Raw genomic sequence first — 17,980 nt, forward strand, 5'->3', positions numbered from 1 at the left:
TGGTGAAGCGGAGCCGAAGGTGGGAAACGGAGAGGCGCTGTGGGCGTGGGGACGCAACGTTGGAAGGACGGGAGATCATGAAAACAGTTCGTGAATTTCTCGGGCCCCAAAATTCACCAGCGGGAAAGGCCGTCCCGCCGGACCGGGCAGTTCGGTATCCAAGTCCAACCCCAGGCTGTGGAAGATCGTCGCCACCACTTCGTCAGCCCCCGCGGGACGCTCCGCCGGCACCGCCCCATTGGGATCGCTGGCCCCGATCGCGCGGCCCCCTTGCACGCCGCCGCCGGCGAAATAGGTAGTGAAGCACTGCGGCCAGTGATCGCGGCCGCCGGCCGGATTCACTTTCGGTGTCCGTCCAAATTCGGCAAGGCACGCGACAAGGGTCGAATCGATCATCCCGCGGTCGGCCAGATCTTCGATCAACGCCGAATAACCTTGATCGTACATCGGGGCGACGATGTCGCGCATCCCTTCGATGCTCGTGAACGGCTTGCTGCCGTGGGTATCCCAAGTGATCTCGTTGAAGACGGTCAGGAAGGTGTTGATCGTGACAAACCGCACGCCCCCTTCGATCAATCGCCGCGCCAGCAGACAGCACTGGCCAAAGCGATTCATGCCGTACCGCTCGCGAACCTTCATCGGCTCTTTCGCCAGATCGAATGCGTTGCGAGCTTCGGGACTGGTCATCATCCGGTACGCCGATTCAAAGCTGCCGTCCAACAGCTGAGCCGTCTCGCTCGATTCGAAATTCGTCATCGTCTGTTCGACGATCTCGCGCATCTTGCGACGGCGATCGATCCGAGCTTGGCCGATCGAATCGGGAGGCAACAGGTCGGGAACCTGGAAGTTCGGCTGAGACGGATCGGCCATCAACGCAAACGGATCGTAGCGTTTGCCGAGAAAGCCGCCCGCTTGGCCGTTGGGCAGATTCCCACCGCCGCGGCCCATCGTTTCGGGCAGCACGACGTGAGCCGGCAGATCGCTGCGACGGCCGCGTAGATAATCGACGACGGCGCCGGCGTGCGGGTAGTTCACCCCGCCGGTGAACAATCGCCCGGTCTGCATCATCTGCCAACCGGCATCGTGCACCGCTGCGCCGCGGTGGAAACAGGAACGCACCAGCGAAAACTTGTCGGCGATCTTGGCGTGCTGCGGAAGGATCTCGGAGATCTGAAACTCGCCGCTCGCCGTCGAGATCGGCTTAAACGGACCGCGAACCTCCGCCGGCGCATCGGGCTTCATATCGAAGGTGTCCAATTGGCTGGGCGCTCCGAGGTTGAAGATCATGATGCAACTGTGATCATCTTTGGCGGGGTCGACTTTTCCCGCCTCGCGAGCCGCGACATAGCTGGGCAAGCCCAAGCCCAACATCCCGAGGGTGCCGACCTGCAGAAAATCTCGCCGTGTTGTTCCGTTGCAAGTCTGGGCTTTGCCCCGTCCGATCAGGTCTAACATCGTCGATGATTCCTCGTAAGCTCGCTGCCTGCGGTCGGCTGCTGCAAAAACTAGCCTAAGGCATACGGTCGCGCACAGCCTCGCTGGACTGGCAAATCAGCCCTAATATCTCGATGCATTTATGTTAGCCGATCCGCCAGAGCCCGCAAAGTTAATTGCCTCACACTTGCTCATTCGCGGCGAGATCCGCTTCGATCGCTCGCTTCAAAATCTGGCCGGTCGCCGATTCCGCAACCTCTTTGACCACCTCGGGTTCGCCCGCCGCGACCACGCGACCGCCATTGCCCGCCGCTCCGGGGCCCATATCGATGATATAGTCCGACGCCTTGATCAATCGCAGATTGTGTTCGACGACGATCAACGAATGCCCGTCGGCAAGCAGCGCGTCGAAGCAGCCCAACAGCTTGACGATGTCAGCCACATGCAGCCCCGTGGTCGGTTCGTCCATCAGGAACAGCGTCCGGCGGCGCTGAGCAGTACTCAAGAAGGCCGCCAGTTTCAGCCGCTGCGCCTCGCCGCTGCTGAGCGTATTGGCCGGCTGGCCCAACTGCAGATAATCGAGCCCCACATCGGTCAACCGCTTCAACTTCTCCTGCACCTTGTCGTAGCCGCGGAAGAACGAGACCGCTTGGCGAACCGTCATCTTCAACACGTCGGCGATGTTTCGATCGCGGTAGCGAATCTTCAAGATCTCGTCGCGATAACGCGTCCCTTTGCACTCGGGACACTGCATATAGATGTCGGCCAGGAACTGCATGTCGATCTGCAGCATCCCGTCCCCTTCGCACGCCTCGCAGCGGCCGGCGGCGGAATTAAAACTGAAGTGGCCGGCGCCAAAATTGCGAGTCCGCGCCTCCAACGTATCGGCGAACACTTTGCGAATCGAATCGAACGCTTTGACGTACGTCACCGGATTGCTGCGTGGGCTGCGGCTGATCGGCGATTGATCGACTAACAACACGTCTTCCAGCTGCCCATCGCCCACAAGATCCGTGTAAGGCAGACTGGTTGCGCCCGACTTCTTCTTGCGTCGGCAGATCGCTCCGTACAACGTATCGTGAACCAGACTACTCTTGCCGCTCCCCGACACGCCCGTCACCACGCACAGCACGCCCAGCGGGAAATCGACGTCGATCGATTGCAGATTGTTTCCGCTGGCCCCCGTCAGTTTCAGCCACCCGCGCGGCTGCAGCCGATCGCGTTGCAGCGACAACATCCCTCGGCGTCCCGACATATAATCGCCCGTCAGGCTTCCCTGCGTCTCGACCATCTCGTCGGCGGTCCCCTCGAAGACGATCTCGCCACCGGAAGCTCCCGCCCCTGGGCCGACTTCGATCAACCGATCCGCCGCCGTAAAGACCGCTTCATTATGTTCGACGACCGCCACCGTGTTGCCTCGATCGCGCAGCCGTAGGATCGATTCGATTAGGCTGGGAACGTCGGCCGGATGCAGGCCCGCTGTCGGTTCATCCAGAACATACAGCATGTTGACCAAGCTGGATCCGAGTGCGCTGGTCAACGCGACGCGTTGGGCTTCGCCGCCGGAGAGCGTTCGCAGCGTGCGATCCAGCTGCAGATAGCCCAGCCCGACCGATTGCAGATAGCCCAGCCGATTGCGGACCTGGTGCAAGACATCGTCCGCGATCTCCGCCTCCCGATCGGCAAGCTTCACGTCGGCGAAGAACTGCGCGATCGCATCGACTTCCATCGCGCAGACCTCGGCGATATTCTTGCCGCCGACGCGATAGGCGAGCACTTCATCCTTGAGCCGCTGACCGTTGCAAGTCGTGCACCGGCGATAGCTTCGCCAGCGGCTCAAGAAGACGCGGATATGCATCTTGTACTTTTTGCGTTCCAACCAGGCGAAGAAGCCGTTCAGCCCACCGAACTCCCGTTCGGGAACTCCTTCGTCGATCAGCCGCCGCTGTTTTTTGGTCAGCCGCGAAAAGGGAACGTCCACTGGCAGATCGTAATCATCGGCCAACGCCAACAACTCTTCCAACTCATGCTGATACGAAGGCGTGTTCCACGGTTGGATCGCCCCTTCGCGGAGCGTCTTGGACCGATCGGGAACGACCAAATCCATATCGACATCGACGATATCGCCGAACCCTTCGCACGCCGGACACGCTCCCAAAGGGTTATTGAAATTGAACAACCGCGGCTCGGGATCGGGATAGATGATCTGGCACGTTTCGCACTTCCGCTGGCGACTCCACTTCATCGCCCGCCACGACTTGCCGTCGACAACTGTCTCGCCCTCAGCGGATTCGATCAGCGCCACCGCTTGGCCCGCCCCTTCGGCAAACGCCGTCTCCATCGATTCGGTCAAACGCCCGGCGGCGTCCGCCGTTTTCAAGCGATCGACGATCACGATCGCTTCGGCTCCATCGCCGATCGCTTCGGCCAGTTCGCCGCGCGATTCATCGCCTAGATTGAACGTCCGATCGCCGACGATCAGTCGCAGGAAGCCCTGCTGCTGCAGATAGGAGAGCTCATCGACAGCATGCAGCTTCGACTCCAACAGCAATGGAAAACCGAGCATCGCACGGGCCGCCGGCTCGGTCGCTGCCAACTGGTTCGCCGCCGATTGCGGATCGTCGCTGCGAACCGGTTGGCCACAGTTCAGACACGTCAGATCGGCTACCTTAGCGAACAGCAACCGCAGGTAGTCGGCAGTTTCAGTAGCCGTTCCGATCGTGCTGCGGTTGGAACGCGAAGCCCCACCGCGAGTGACGGCGATCGCGGGAGGAATGCCTTCGATCGATTCGCAATCGGGTCGATCCAACCGCTGCAGGAACTGACGCGTATACGCCGAGAAGCTCTCGATGTAACGGCGCTGCCCCTCGGCATAAAGCGTATCGAGGGCCAAGCTGGTCTTGCCGCTGCCGCTGACGCCACAAAACACGACCAGCTGATGATGAGGCACGTCGACGTCGACATCGCGCAAGTTGTGAACGCGGACTCCGCGCAGCCGAATACTCCGTTGATTCAATTCCGCGTCCAGTGGTTCAAGATTCGAAGAGGCTTGTCAATTAGAGAGAGATGAACCTTCCACTGTAGCGTTCAACGAGCAGGATGAAAATCGCGGGGGTCGTGCAATTCCATCGCTGAATCGTTGGTTTCTAGCCGCGGTTACCGAGCAAAACACGATGCATGCGTGGAAACCGACTTACGCCCGCGCACGTCGACACACGCCCCAAAGCCACCCGCGTCAACGGAGCCAATGATTCCAACTTCACCCGCCCGGCAGCGCCGGGAAGGTCGGAAAACAAGCGTCGAGCGAGTTTTGCGGAGAGGGCCATCCGTGAGTCAAACTCGTAAAACCTACCTCACGCAAAGCCTCCCCGAACGTAGCTGCGCTCGTTCGACCCTCCATTCCAAACTGCGTTTGGTGGAGGGTGAAGAATGCCCAACTTCACCCGCCTGGCAACGCCGGGAGGGTCGAAAAACGAGCGTTTAGCGATGTTTTTCGGGGAGGGCCGTCCGCGAGTCAGTGCAACGCGGACCAAATAAAAGACTGCCGATTTACATCGATGCCAAGAGGGCGGGGTGCGGCAGGATGACTGGCTCCGAATCGTCGCTCGCTTCGACGCGTTCCAACGCCTGCTCAGCCAGTTTCGTGTCGGCATCGATCGCAGCTCGGATCGTTCGCGGCGAATCGGGACACCATCCGCCAAGGATCACGACCAGATCGTTTGGTGTCGCCTTGTTGATCGTCCACTGAATGGCAGCTTCACGATTGGCGATCAACTGAGGCTTCGCGGGGTCGACGACGCCGTCGAGCATCTCGTGCACGAGCGACAGAAATTCGTCGGTGCCCGACACGCCGGAGGTCAGCACCAAATGATCGCTGCATCGCTCGGTGATGTACCCCAAGTTGGCCGCATGGGTTGCGGTCCGACGATGATCGCAAGCGGCGATGCACCAGATCTTTCCGCGACGCGGCAGCTCTTTGCGAAGTGTGTTGATCGTCGCCATCACGCGTTCGGGACAATCGGCATCGTCCAACACGATTTGCGGACCGGTGTACGAAGCAACGCGTTGCATCCGGCCAGGAATTTTTTCCATCGCCGACAGTCCGGCGGCAACGGTCTCCAGCGGGAAATCCATCACCAGTGCCGTTGCGGCGGCAGCCAATTGATGATGGAACATCCAATCGCCCGTCATCCGCGATCGAACCGCAGCGGTGGTATCTCCGGCGGTGATCAAAAAAGTCGTTTCGCCAGCGTGTCGTTCCATGATCCGTCCGACCACATCGGCTTCTTGCGACGTGCCGTAGGTCAGGATCGAAAGGTCGGAAGATTCAGCCGCCTGAGCTGCGACGGCGTTGCTTTCATTAAGGATCACCAATCCCTTGGAGCGGACGTGGCTGATCGCTTCGTTGAACAGCGAACCGCCTTGAGCACTCTTCAGGTAGGCATGATCCGAATCGCCCGACAAGATCATGATGTCGAACGAAGTGCCATCGGCCGCATGGCTGCGAAGCATCGCTTCGGACAATTCGACAACGGCAACTTGGCATCCCGAATCGGACGCGTCGGCGTACCAGTCAGTCAGATCTTGGGCGTCGGACAGGGGGCGGCGGGGAACGTCTTGAACGATCCCGTCGCTGCGTCCCAAGTCGCAGTTGTAAGCAACTCGCAGCCCCGACTTCCGCAGCGCCGCGGCGACCATCAACGTCGTGCTGGTCTTGCCATCGATTCCGGCGACGCCGATCGAGAGCATTTGCTGGGAGGGTTTGCCGGCTAGTTCGGAAACTAAATGAGCGTAAGCCTCCCGTGCGTCGGCGACGATGCACTGCGGGACCGACACGGGCAACAATTGTTCGGTGATGATTCCGATCGCACCGCCGGCAACCGCTTCAGCCGCAGCTTCGTCGGCGGGGATATCGTCGATACCGACGACAAACACGTCGCCGGGAGAGCAGTCCGATGCGTCGGCCGAACACCGTCGCACGGTAATGTCTGGGGTCGAGATCATGCGTGCTGCGGGGAACAGCTGACGCAAACTGACATCTTGGGAACCGATTCGCTTCGCCACATCCATCGTCGGCCTCCTTGCCTAGATAAGTTGGACGTTTTGTGAAGATCGCGTTACCGGAAGTCAAACGATCCGTCGTTTGCGGGGCTTCCGATGTCCCGATCCAAAGTCCTGGGTCGAATTGATTCTTTACATCCGCACCGGTTCGTCAACCCGAATCGAGACGGTTCACTGGACAATAATTGTCGATCACACGACAATGCAACCCCAATCCCTCGACCGCGTAACGACTTACAGCGAAATGCTAGCAGATGTCTGAAGAAAATTTTGATGTAGCTGGACTGGCCGCTTACCTGCACCTGACGCCCGATCAAGTTAACAAGATGGCACAACGAGGCCGTCTACCGGGACGACGTGTGAGCGGAGGCTGGATCTTCTCCGAAGCCGAGGTCCATCATTGGCTCGAACAACAGATCGGGGCCAGCGATCTGGAACAATTGGACAAGGTCGACGCGGTGTTATCGCGGGCCGACAGTATCGATGAGGAGATCACGATCGCGAGCTTCTGTTCGCTGGATGTGATCGAAGTTCCCTTGCAGGCTCGCACCAAAGGCTCGGTAATCCGTTCGATGTCCGCCCTTGCAGCCCGCGGCGGAATGCTTTGGGATCCCGCCGCGATGGCCGAGGCTGTCAAAGCGCGTGAAGAGTTGCATCCGACGGCGCTCGACTGCGGCGTCGCGTTGTTGCACCCGCGGCGTCCGCAAACCTCGATCCTAGCCGATTCCGTCGTCGCCTTGGGCCGCACGTCGCAACCGCTTCCCTTCTCCGATACCGGCCAACTGACCGACGTCTTCTTCCTGCTGGCCTCCTACGACGATCGCGTCCACCTGCGAATCCTGTCTCGGATCAGTCGGATGATCACCGACGAGATCTTCCTCGGGCAATTGCGAGAAGCTCCCGATGCTGCTTCGGCGCGGCAAGCGATCCTCGACGTCGAAGAACGGATCGACGAAGTATGATGCTGTGGATCGGCGACAACCAACATCCCGAATTCCGAGATGCGTGGACCTGGGCCAGCCAGTCGGGCCAATGTCAACATCGCGATTCGATCGATGCTGCGGTAGAACAACCTGTTGCGCGATCGACACCGCGGATCGTGATCGCGCGACCCGACCGACAACCGCCTCCCGCCGCGGCGTTTAACGCCCTGCAACAACAATACCCGCTGGCCAGCTACGCCACGCTTCTGGGCAGTTTGTGCGAAGGGGAGCAACGGACCGGAACTCCCTGGCCCCATTGCCAACGCATCTACTGGCACCGCTGGAGTTTCCAATTGGTCGCGTGGAGCGGCCTGAATCCCCAAGCATCTACATCAGCACCGGCAACATCGGGTTGCATCGGGATCGTCAGCCGCAGCCGTTGGATTGGGTCGGGAGTTGTCGATTCGCTGCGTCACGCCAACATCCCCTGCGTCGCCGTCGCACCGCAGCAATTAGCGGTCGCAGGTCCGTACAGCGATCTGTTGTGGGACGATTCGGTGATCGCGACGCTCGACGACTGGCAAGCTCAAGCCGCCGCCGTTGCCGCTCACGCTGGAACCGCTCGACATCACTGGCTGGTCAGCAGCCCGCGCGTCGAGACGTGGCATGCGCTACAAGCGGCCGGCTTTGAATCGCTGCACAGCAAGCCATTGGATCTCGACAGCATCCTCGATAGCTTGAATCGCCGCACCGCAACGGCGTAAACACATTGAGGTCGCGAAGGGTGACGGCTTCGGTAGTCACGGACAACGAGAGTGGGGAGTCCAGTGCGGTCGCCGAGGAGGCGATGGGGAGTTATCATTTCGGCAGCAGCTGCGAAGCGCGGCCGCTCGACGACTCACCTCCATTCTTCAAGCAACGGACCGATCTGTTGGGAAACAATTCGCTGCAATTCGTAAAATCGTTCCTGCGTCAGCCGGGAGCGGTTGGCGCGATCGCCCCCAGTTCCGAACAACTCGCCCAAACCATGGTCGGCTGGTTCGATTGGGAATCGGCTCGCGGCGTCGTCGAATACGGACCGGGAACCGGCGTCTTCACGAAACATGTCGTCCAGAAACTGCATCCCGACGCCAAGTTCTTCGCGATCGAACGCGATCCCGAATTGGTCGCGATCGTCCAGCAGAAGTTGCCCGACGTGGACGTTGTCGAAGAGAGCGTGGCCAACGTCGTCGCGCTGTGCCAAGCTCGCGGCATCGAACAAGTCGATGCGATCGTCTGCGGACTGCCTTGGGCTTCGTTCCCCGATACGCTGCAGCGGGAATGCATCGACGCGATGATGCAGGTGCTGCGACCGGGTGGCCAATTCGCTACGTTCGCCTACTGGCAAGGTCTGCTGTTGCCCGCCGGCCAACGCTTCAAACGCCGCCTGGGCGATTATTTCTCGACAGTCGAATACAGCCCCACGGTCTGGCGCAACCTGCCTCCTGCGTTTGTCTATCGCTGCACGCGGTAGCGGATGGAAACGCGGCTGACACAGCAATTCATCCATGTGTCGACCTCCGGCCTGGGTTCCAGGGTGCCTTACTGGCCCCGGCGGCTTACACCGCCGGCAGTTCGTGTGTCGGCCTTCGGCCTGGGTTCCAGTGCGCCTTACTGGCCCCGGCGGTTTACACCGCCGGCAATTCGTGTGTCGGCCTTCGGCCTGGGGCGATTTGCGTCTTGGCAGCCCACCAGCGTCTGACATCGACCGCACTGCGTGACTGAATCGGCTGGGCTCAGGACGGCATTGGGATCAAGATTCCCCTCACGCCTACCTACGTTTTTTTTCAGGTCGGAGGCCGGCATACAACCTGCCGGAAGCGTACGCCTCCGGGCCGAATGCAGCGTCATCACCAAAAGGCCGGAGGCCGACACAGGCCGGTGGAAGTATGGAGGCTCCATCGCCATAATGCGGCCGTCAATTGAGTCGCAATTTTGAGACCATAACGTCGATCGAGAACCATGCCAGAACCGATGAGAGCGGCAGTACGCCACCGTTATGGACCGCCGGAGGTCTTGGAGATTTGTGCGATCGATCGCCCCGAGTGCGGGCCCGATCAAGTGCTGGTTCGCGTCCACGCGACAACGGTTAATCGCACCGATTGCGCCGTCTTGATGGCAAAGCCGTTTATCATGCGACCGATGACCGGATGGATCCATCCAAAGCGAGCGACAACCGGGACCGACTTTGCCGGCGAAGTCGTTGCCGTCGGAGCGGAGGTCGATGAATTTGAGATCGGCGACCGCGTCTGGGGTTTTCACGACGAAGGACTTAGTTCGCACGCGGAGTATCTGGTCGCCGGCCGACGCGAGAACGTCGCGAAGATGCCAGCGGGAGTTTCGTTCGTCGATGCGGCGGCGAGTCTCGAAGCGGCTCACTACGCAGCCAACTTCGTCAAACGCTTGCAGGTGCACCAAGGGGACCGCGTGCTGGTCAACGGAGCCTCCGGCGCGATCGGATCGGCGGTCGTCCAGCTGCTAAAGAACAAAGGCGTGATCGTCACCGCGGTCTGCGGCACCGCCAATATCCCGCGAGTCGAGACGCTCAATCCCGACGAGATCATCGATTATGAGCGCGAAGACTTCCGTCAAACCAGCACCCGATTTCACGCGGTCCTCGATGCGGTTGGCAAGAGTAGCTTCGGTCGCTGCCGACACCTACTGCTGCCCCGCGGCGTCTACATCTCTTCGGAACTCGGCTGGGGCTGCCAGAACCCGCTGCTCGCTCTGGTGACTCCGTGCCTGAGAGGCAAAGTCGTTCGCTTCCCATTGCCAACCAACATCGCTGCCAGCATGCAGCAGATGGGCGCATTGCTGACCGAGGGAAAGTTTGCCCCACTGATCGACCGCCAATATCCGCTGGAAGAAATCCGCGACGCCTTCGGTTACGTCCTGACCGGCGAAAAGTGCGGCAACGTCATGCTGACGTTTGATGTTGGAGTCGAGTCTTTAGCCGATTGAGTCCCCCGATTCAACGAAAAATCGGCTGAAGCCTTAACTCCAGCCGATCGCGTTATTAAACGAAAGCAAGTCGGCTGAAGCCTCGACTCCAGCCGCCTTTCCCACTGCGTCGGTTATTGTTCCAACTGACGCAGCGTTTCTTCCAACGTGTACTGCAACGCATCGTCGACGTCGTGGTTCAGTACTTCCAACGCCAGTTCGGCAGCTTCATCGCCGCTGAGGAAGCTGAGCGCTCGGACCGCTTCCAAGCGGACGCGTGGATGTTCGTCGTTGATCCGTGGGGTCAACAATTCGATCGGGCTGTCCAGATCGTCGGCCCAGAACGAAACGACGCGTGTCGCCGCGGCTCGCGCCCGGTGATCCTTGGCGTTCAAGACTTGGTCCAACAGTTCGGTCTGGATCGCGTGATGCGTTTGGCAAACCCACAACGCTTCGGTCAGATGGTGCTCATAATCGGCATCCGATGGATCCAAGTTTTCGGTCCATTGGTTCACCGCCGCAACAACTTCCGCGGGATCGCGCTCGGCCAGCTCGCGTCGCACGCGGTAGCGAGTTCGATCTTCGGGCAGCTTCAGCAGATCCAACAGCGCCGGAATCGGCTGACCCGCGATCTTCGCAGGCTCGACCAACGGACGCGTCTTGTGCGTGATACGCCAGATGCGGCCATGGCTGTGATCGCGGCTCGGATCGCGCAGATTGTGCTGCAGGTGTCCAATCAACGCGTTGTGCCAATCGACGACGTAAAGCGAGCCATCGGGGGCGATCTGCAAGTCGACGGGGCGGAAGTTGCCGTCTTTACCTTCGACGATTTTTTCGACTTCCACGCCAACGAAGCCCGAACCGTCTTCGGTGATCTTGTGATTCAAAACCGCCCGGTCGCCGATGCAGTTGGTAACCAGAAAGTTCCCTTGCCATTCATCGGGGAAGTGACGGCTGGAGATCATCGCGCATCCGCCCAACGGACGCGTTCGCTTTGGATACAGCGTCGGCAGCGCGAACTTGGGATCGCCACCGGCGGTTCCGCCACTGGTTTCCAGATTCGCCACGCGGCGATGCTGCGATCCGCCGGGGTGTTTCATCGGATATTGGATCTTGCCCGAAATCGGTGCAGCCCAGTAGCTGAAGCCGGGGGATGCATCGCCGATGAAGTTCTGGCCCCAGCGATCGAAGACGTGTCCCCAAGGGTTCGAGAAGGCAACGCTGACGTGCACGCCAAACCGTTCGGTCACGGGGTGATACTGCCAGATGCCCGCTTCGTGCAAGCGATTTAGGCCGTAGGGACTCTCGACCTGCGAGTACTTAAAGGTCCCCTCTTCGAAGTAGAGGTTCCCGCCGGGGCCCCATTCAAATGCGGAGATACCGTGGTGCGAGTCGGCGGAGCAGAAGCCAGCCAGCTTGCGGATCACGGTGTCAGCGGCGTCATCGCCATCGAGATCTTGAGCAAACAGAATGTCGGGCTGTTGGGCGATGAAAGCGCCTCCCTTGCCCAACTCGAACCCGGTCGGTTGGTGCAAGCCGCCGGCAAAGACCTTGCACTCGTCCGCCTTGCCATCGTTATCGACGTCTTCCAAGATCAGCAGCTTGTCGTCCAGTTTGCTCTTGGGTTGCCAGTGCGGATACGAAGCCATCGTCGAGACCCACAATCGCCCCTTGTTGTCGAACTGCAATGAGACGGGATTAGCAAGTTCGGGGAACTGTTCTTCGGACGCGAACAGTTCGATCTGCAGCCCATCAGCCAATTCGAACATCTTCTGCTGTTCGGCGGCGGTGTGGTAATCCAACGATCCCAACTTGCCCCGCTTCTTGTTTACATCGTCGGCGCCACCAACATTGGTCGTCACGTTGATAAACGGCAGCGTGTTGCTGTCGTCGACTTCCGCAGGCACGCTGCGGCCCTGAGCGATCGCCCAGATCCGAGCATCTCGGTTGGCGGTCATCTGATCCAGAATCGCCCGCTCGCGTTCCATAACGTCGCGATTGTTGTAGGTTCGCGTGCCGTCTTGGCCCGCCAAACCGCGGTCGCCGTAGATCGAAAAGCCGTTGACGGCGCGATAGCGGTGCCACCAATGAAAGTTCTTGTCGTCGACTTCCGCCTTCAGTTCGGGCTTGATCTCGGCGGCATCGCTGCCTCCCATCGCGCTGACAAACGCGGGAGCCAACGCTTGGTAGCCCTTTTCGTTCAGATGCGAACCGTTGAGCGTGAGCCTTTCGTCGTGCGATTCGAACAGCTTTTGCGACGGGTGAAACAGATCGACAAATCCCACCTCGGTCTGCTTCGCAACATCGGCAAGCGCCGCCGTGTACATCTCCAAGCGCGGATTGTGCTGGCTGCCGTCGGGAAGGTTCTTGTCGCCGGTCTTCTCGAACGCGATCGGCGAAACGAGGATGATCTTTGGCGCCCCGTTGCCGCTATAGTCCTTCGCCTTGGTTTCGTTCACTAATTGAGTCATCTGGTCGGTGAACTCCGCCAGTCCCTCTTCACCGGCAAACGATTCGTTGAAACCGAAGAACATCATCACGACCGACGCTTTGCTGTGGGTCAGATGCGAATCGGGATCGCCAAAGTTCTTCGAACGGATCCGATCCATCGGCTCATCGCCGGGGAAGCAGAGGTTGCGAACGGTCAGTTCGTGCTCGGGAAAGCTTTGGTGTAGCAGCGATTCCCAATAATTATGGTGCTGCATCCGCTCGCCCAACTCGTTACCGATCAGGCAGATGTGATCCCCCTTCTCCAGCTTGACCTCCGCCGCAGAGGCGGAGAGTGCGGACACCAAGACGATTATTAACAACGACAATCTCATGCGGGGGATCCTCTCGATCGACAGTACAGACAGGTGGGGGAAAGCTCACAGCGGTGAGGATTCCGGCAGAATCCACACATTTGCGAGCGGCTTATTATCCACAAACTTGTCGGCGACGTCTACGATCTGCCCGCCACTTGTCTACTAATTCATATAGGCTTTGACCAACTCCAATTCCCCTAACTGAGCCTTTTCGGACTGCGTCAGTTGTATGTCATCATACAGATGCACCTTCTGCAGCTTGTCCATCTCGGTCAACGCTTTGACGAGCGTTTTTCGCAGCTCGGCGCTGCGGTACATGCTGTCGGGGCTGATCGTTCGGTCGGGCCAACCGATCCACAACTCAACAACCGAATCCAACAAGTTCAACGACTCGACACCGTTTTTTGTCAGTGGGTTGTTCCCCAGACGCAGCCGCTTCAGGTCGACCATCGGTTGGATCACCGAAGCGTCCTGGATGCGGCAGTTGGAGAGGTCGAGGTATTCGACATTTTTGAAGTTCCGGTTGGCAAAACGCAAGACGTCGCCATCGGTAACCCCGGCGCCGACGCGGTTCACACCAAACGGTGCAAAGTGTAACTGCGTAATTCCCGGCAGCGTTCCGCCATACAAAATCGCCTGACGGACATCGCTGGCAGAGCGAATCGTGTAGAACCCCAGCCCTCGCAAAGCGGGCATCCCGACGGGGCTCAATTTGTCGCCGTCGCGTAGGACTTCACCTCCTAAAGAGACAAAACGATCGATCGCCCGCATCTCCATCTGTTGACGAATCGATTCATCACTCCGCGACACGGCAACTTTGGCAGATATGTAACCGCCCGCGAGCGCCCCCGCAAAACAAGCGACCACCATTTGGGCCCAAGCGGGCCAGGTGGGAATCGAAAAACGAGTGGGATTGTAAGCTTGAACCATTGGAAATCCTCGCATTCGTGGGGCGGAGACATCGCAGAATCATCTTCCGTTCGCGGCCCGCCCAGCTAACCTTAAGACGCAGAAAAAACAGGGATGAACGGGGGTGATACAGCTTTCCCCCGTTCGAAGTATCTAAATTAAGTCGACCGAAGATCGATGCGATGGAACACATAGCATTCCTTAGCAAAAAGAGAAGGTGCAACCAAATGTTGTACCAACGATCACGATTGTATTGCCTGTACCAAGAAAATCTCCCTGGACATCAAAACGCGTAACGCAAAGCCGATTCCCAATGTTTCTGCATTCCACAATTTTTCCGGTATTTCGCATGCATTGGGGCGGACTAACCGGTATGAATACAAGTCCCTAAAGGAGCACTACGCGCAGCAGAGAGCAACAGAAAGCGACTTCCCACGCCACAACAAGTCACAGCTTCTTCTGCCGCGCCCCTCTTCATCTCACGCAGGAGTCTTTGGCCATGAATTCAGCAACGATCGCCCCCCTGGCTGTCGCAGGTTTCCTGATCGCTTCGCTGCCGATCACGGGACTAGCTCAACCGGAATCTCCCACCCTAAACGCCAATCCGTTTGCGGCACGGCCGCCCCAGAATCAGGCCCCCTGTTCCAGGGACCATCCACGACAGAAGATCCAACACCGGGTGACCTTGAAAAATCGGCGAAGATGATCCAGCCAAAGAACTCGGCAAGCGACGTGGACCGCTTTTCGAGTGAGGCGATCGAAGAAGCGTTGCGACGCCCTGTCGAGGCAATGTTTAGCGACGAACCGCTTGAAAACATAATCGAGATACTTGCCGATAAAGCAGGGATCCCGATTCGAATCGATCGTCGAGGATTGGACGATCTGGGATTAACAACCGACATTCCGGTAACCACGGCGATCAAGCGGGCCAGCTTAGAAGCGGCCCTCTCGATCATTTTGAGCGAGCTCGACCTGACGCATACGATTGCAAACGAGCATCTTGTCATCACCAGCGTGGAGGCCGCCGAATCGCAGTTGATTACGCGGATCTATTGGTCGGGGGAGACCGGCCTGCAAGCGGATCGCAATGCGATCGATCTGATTACCGCGACCGTCACCCCCGACACATGGGAAGAACTCGGCGGCCCCAGCGTGATTCGGGGGATTGAAACCGAAAGCGGTTCGTCGAGTGGGTTAGTGGTCACAACAACGCATTTCACTCACCGAAAGCTGCAGCAACTGTTGGACATGATCGCCGCTGGCGCTAAGGAAAAAGTGATCGCGATGGAGATGAAATCTCCTGGACTGACACCCTAACTGACGAACTCCTCTTCCTCTTCGCCGGTGGGACGCGCGATCTCGCCGGCGTCTTCGAGCGTGCGGACCATGTCGACGATCCCCTGCTGAGCCGCTTCGACATCGGACAAACGAACCGCGCCGAGAAAGCCCATCTCTTCGCGAAGGTTGTCGGCCGCGCGAGAACTCATGTTCTTCATCACCTTGTTGACCAACGGCTCGCTGCAACCCTTCAACGCACAGGCCCACTTGCTCGCTTCGACATTCTTCAACAGCGACTGGATGTCCTTGTCGCCCATCTTGGCGATGTCTTCGAAGACGAACATCAGGTGCCGGATCTCGTCGACAAGTTCGGGTTCCTCTTCGGCCAGAGCTTCCATGATCGTCCGTTCGACCGAGCGTTCGGAGACGTTCAAGATTCCCGCCACATGTTCGACGCCGCCGACATGCAGGTTGGTTCCGTTGACCAAACTAGCCAACCGCATCTCCAAGCCGCGTTCCAGATCGGCCATCGCCAACGTGTCGGCGCTTCCAACAACAGCGATCCGTTGGATCACCTCCAACTGCTTCTCGGGATCCAACCCCGACAAGACTTCGGCGCAATAGCCTTCGGGCAGATGGCTCAGGATCAGCGCGATCGTCTGCGGATGTTCGTCTTGAACAAACTGGATCAGATTTCGCGGCTCGATCCGGCGGACAAAGGCGAACGGTTTCTGTTCGATCGATTGTTCGATCCGTTGGATTACCGGATCGGCGTCGGTCCCCATCGATTGGCGAATCAGTTCCTTGGCGAGATTCAAGCCGCCGCAGCTGACGTTCAGCGCGCTGGTCTTGGTTCCCATAAAGGCATGCATCACCTCCTCTTGCTCGGTCCCGCCGACCGATTCCATCCGCGCGATCTCCAGGCTGATCGCTTCGACCTGCGCGGTCGTCAACCGCGACATCACGATCGTAGCCGCCTTGGTCGACAGGCTCATCAACAACACAGCACAGCGTCGCAAACTGGTTTCGAACTTTGATTTTTCCAACGTCTTCCCCTTCGAAACAATCCGTTGCCCACGGGCGGTGAACCGATGCGTCTGGACGGCGATGAGCCTGGTCGACCGACCTCTCCGCTGCGCCTCAAATTTCGTGCAGCTACCGTACGCTCTATTATCGGATTGTTTTGTCGGAACAAATCAGAGAGGCTCGCAAGGTGAGGAACCTGTCGGTTCTGCAGGCAAGTCGGCTGGGAAACAATTCGGCAATCGTTAAGATCGGAACTTTTGCCATCCCCTGCCTACCGGCCTCTTGGGTCCCCGCGATGCTAGCCCCCGTCCAACCGAGCGATCGTCGACGTGCCATCGTCGCACTGGTGCTGGTCAACAGCATGTGGGGGCTTTCGTTTCCGATGATGAAGTGCTTGAACATGCAGGTCGATGAGCACTTCTCGGTAACACATCTGACCGCGTCGCCGATGCTGCGATCCTCTGCGGCCGCCTGGATGATCGGGATCCGGTTTACCGCCGCGATGCTTCTCTATTTGCTCTTCTTCCACCGCACGCTTCGCCAGGTGCAGATGCCGCATGTCCTGGCCGGCGCCGCGATCGGGGCGATGTTTGTGATGGGGCTGATCTTGCAAGTCATCGGACTCGGGACGATCCCCGCCTCGCGCAGCGGTTTCCTGACCAGCCTGGTGGTCGTGGTGACCCCGATCATTTCGGCGATCGCCCAGCGGCGGATGCCGCGGCCGACAGTGATCGCCGGAGCGATGTTGGCTCTGTTCGGGGTCGCCGTCCTGGCGGAAGTGATCCAATTGCGCGATGGGCGAATCGGTTTCGCTGCCGACATGCGGCAGACTTGGACCACCGGCGACTGGCTGACTCTGCTTTCAGTCTTCTTTTTCAGCGGCCAGATCCTGCTGTTGGATCAACTGGGCAAACGCTACCACTCGATCGCCTTTACCCCCAGCATGTTCGCCACCACGGCACTGCTCGCCTTTTGCACATTCGCGTGGCTGCAATTCCATGTTCCCGAATCAGCCGTCGGCGGTTGGACGTCGCTGGCCGTCAAACCCTCCTTCTATTTAATGCTGATCCTGCTCTGCTCGATCCCGTCGCTGATCGCTTTCGCTTGGATGAACAAGTACCAACCGATGATCTCGGCGGGGCAGGCCGCCGTGATCTACACCCTTGAGCCGGTCTTCGCCTCGTTGTGGGCGATGACGCTTCCCGCAGCGCTCAGCCTCTGCTGCACCGTCGCCTACGCTAACGAGACGTTCAGCACGCCCCTGGTAATCGGGGGGGCCCTGGTCCTAGCCGCCAACGCGTTGGCGCTGTGGCCCCAACGCCGGGCCGGCTCACGCTGATCGTCGCTGGCCACGAGCCGGATGCCCTCGCGACAACCCTGGTAATTTAGGGGCACTAGGCAGCACCATCCCTCAATAAAGTGCGATTAACTCACTTTAAGCTGCCATTTGTTTTCTTGACCCCCCCTTGGATCGGCGTACAATCCGTTCTTAGGTTTGCTGGCAACGCGCGGATAACTCCAGCTTGTATTCTCCTTATATCGGTCGCGCGTTGGTAACAGATCTCG

Annotated in this window: 12 protein-coding genes; 6 read left to right on the forward strand and 6 right to left on the reverse strand. The window is 59.1% G+C overall.

Annotation, left to right across the window (positions count from 1 at the left end):
• Nucleotides 1-75 precede the first annotated feature (75 nt).
• The 3 genes from CA51_RS18620 to CA51_RS18630 form a co-directional block, all read right to left on the reverse strand.
• Nucleotides 76-1,455, reverse strand: a complete 1,380-nt coding sequence (locus tag CA51_RS18620; RefSeq protein WP_145122711.1) for a DUF1501 domain-containing protein — start codon at nucleotides 1,453-1,455, stop codon at nucleotides 76-78.
• A gap of 160 nt (nucleotides 1,456-1,615) precedes the next feature.
• Nucleotides 1,616-4,450, reverse strand: a complete 2,835-nt coding sequence (gene uvrA, locus CA51_RS18625) for an excinuclease ABC subunit UvrA (protein ID WP_145122712.1) — start codon at nucleotides 4,448-4,450, stop codon at nucleotides 1,616-1,618.
• 533 nt (nucleotides 4,451-4,983) lie between these two features.
• Complete coding sequence (locus CA51_RS18630) at nucleotides 4,984-6,504, reverse strand: glutamate ligase domain-containing protein (protein ID WP_145122713.1); 1,521 nt, start codon at nucleotides 6,502-6,504, stop codon at nucleotides 4,984-4,986.
• A gap of 245 nt (nucleotides 6,505-6,749) precedes the next feature.
• Between CA51_RS18630 and CA51_RS18635 the strand changes: the two genes are divergently transcribed.
• The 4 genes from CA51_RS18635 to CA51_RS18650 all read left to right on the forward strand — a co-directional run bounded on the left by CA51_RS18635 (nucleotide 6,750) and on the right by CA51_RS18650 (nucleotide 10,418).
• Nucleotides 6,750-7,457, forward strand: coding sequence for a PTS sugar transporter subunit IIA (locus CA51_RS18635; RefSeq protein WP_145122714.1), 708 nt, complete (start codon nucleotides 6,750-6,752; stop codon nucleotides 7,455-7,457).
• Nucleotides 7,454-8,182 (forward strand): hypothetical protein, encoded by a 729-nt coding sequence (locus CA51_RS18640; RefSeq protein WP_145122715.1) that lies wholly within the window; start codon nucleotides 7,454-7,456, stop codon nucleotides 8,180-8,182. The genes CA51_RS18635 and CA51_RS18640 overlap by 4 nt, the downstream gene beginning before the upstream one ends.
• A 20-nt stretch (nucleotides 8,183-8,202) precedes the next feature.
• Nucleotides 8,203-8,931: a class I SAM-dependent methyltransferase gene (locus tag CA51_RS18645; protein WP_231745774.1), complete on the forward strand. Its 729-nt coding sequence runs from the start codon at nucleotides 8,203-8,205 to the stop codon at nucleotides 8,929-8,931.
• Between the two features lie 500 nt (nucleotides 8,932-9,431).
• Entirely contained in the window at nucleotides 9,432-10,418 is a 987-nt protein-coding gene (locus CA51_RS18650; RefSeq protein ID WP_145122716.1) for an NAD(P)-dependent alcohol dehydrogenase, read from the forward strand.
• A gap of 113 nt (nucleotides 10,419-10,531) precedes the next feature.
• Here the strand turns inward: CA51_RS18650 and CA51_RS18655 are convergent, their stop codons facing one another.
• Both CA51_RS18655 and CA51_RS18660 read right to left on the reverse strand, forming a co-directional pair.
• On the reverse strand, nucleotides 10,532-13,219 hold the full coding sequence (locus CA51_RS18655; RefSeq protein WP_145122717.1) for a PVC-type heme-binding CxxCH protein: 2,688 nt from the start codon (nucleotides 13,217-13,219) through the stop codon (nucleotides 10,532-10,534).
• Nucleotides 13,220-13,363: 144 nt separating this feature from the next.
• Nucleotides 13,364-14,131, reverse strand: a complete 768-nt coding sequence (locus CA51_RS18660; RefSeq protein WP_145122718.1) for a leucine-rich repeat domain-containing protein — start codon at nucleotides 14,129-14,131, stop codon at nucleotides 13,364-13,366.
• A 333-nt stretch (nucleotides 14,132-14,464) separates the two neighbouring features.
• On the opposite strand from CA51_RS18660, the gene CA51_RS18665 reads away from it, so the two are divergent.
• The gene (locus tag CA51_RS18665; protein ID WP_145122719.1) at nucleotides 14,465-15,427 is read left to right on the forward strand and encodes a DUF4974 domain-containing protein; all 963 of its coding nucleotides are present in this window, start codon (nucleotides 14,465-14,467) and stop codon (nucleotides 15,425-15,427) included.
• Here CA51_RS18665 and fliG read toward each other — a convergent pair.
• Nucleotides 15,424-16,434 (reverse strand): flagellar motor switch protein FliG, encoded by a 1,011-nt coding sequence (gene fliG, locus CA51_RS18670; protein ID WP_231745775.1) that lies wholly within the window; start codon nucleotides 16,432-16,434, stop codon nucleotides 15,424-15,426. The two genes, CA51_RS18665 and fliG, sit on opposite strands and share 4 nt — an antisense overlap.
• Nucleotides 16,435-16,709: 275 nt before the next feature.
• On the opposite strand from fliG, the gene CA51_RS18675 reads away from it, so the two are divergent.
• Nucleotides 16,710-17,753, forward strand: coding sequence for a DMT family transporter (locus CA51_RS18675; protein WP_145122720.1), 1,044 nt, complete (start codon nucleotides 16,710-16,712; stop codon nucleotides 17,751-17,753).
• Nucleotides 17,754-17,980 lie beyond the last annotated feature (227 nt).

It is taken from the genome of Rosistilla oblonga, from assembly GCF_007751715.1.
Lineage (GTDB): Bacteria > Planctomycetota > Planctomycetia > Pirellulales > Pirellulaceae > Rosistilla > Rosistilla oblonga.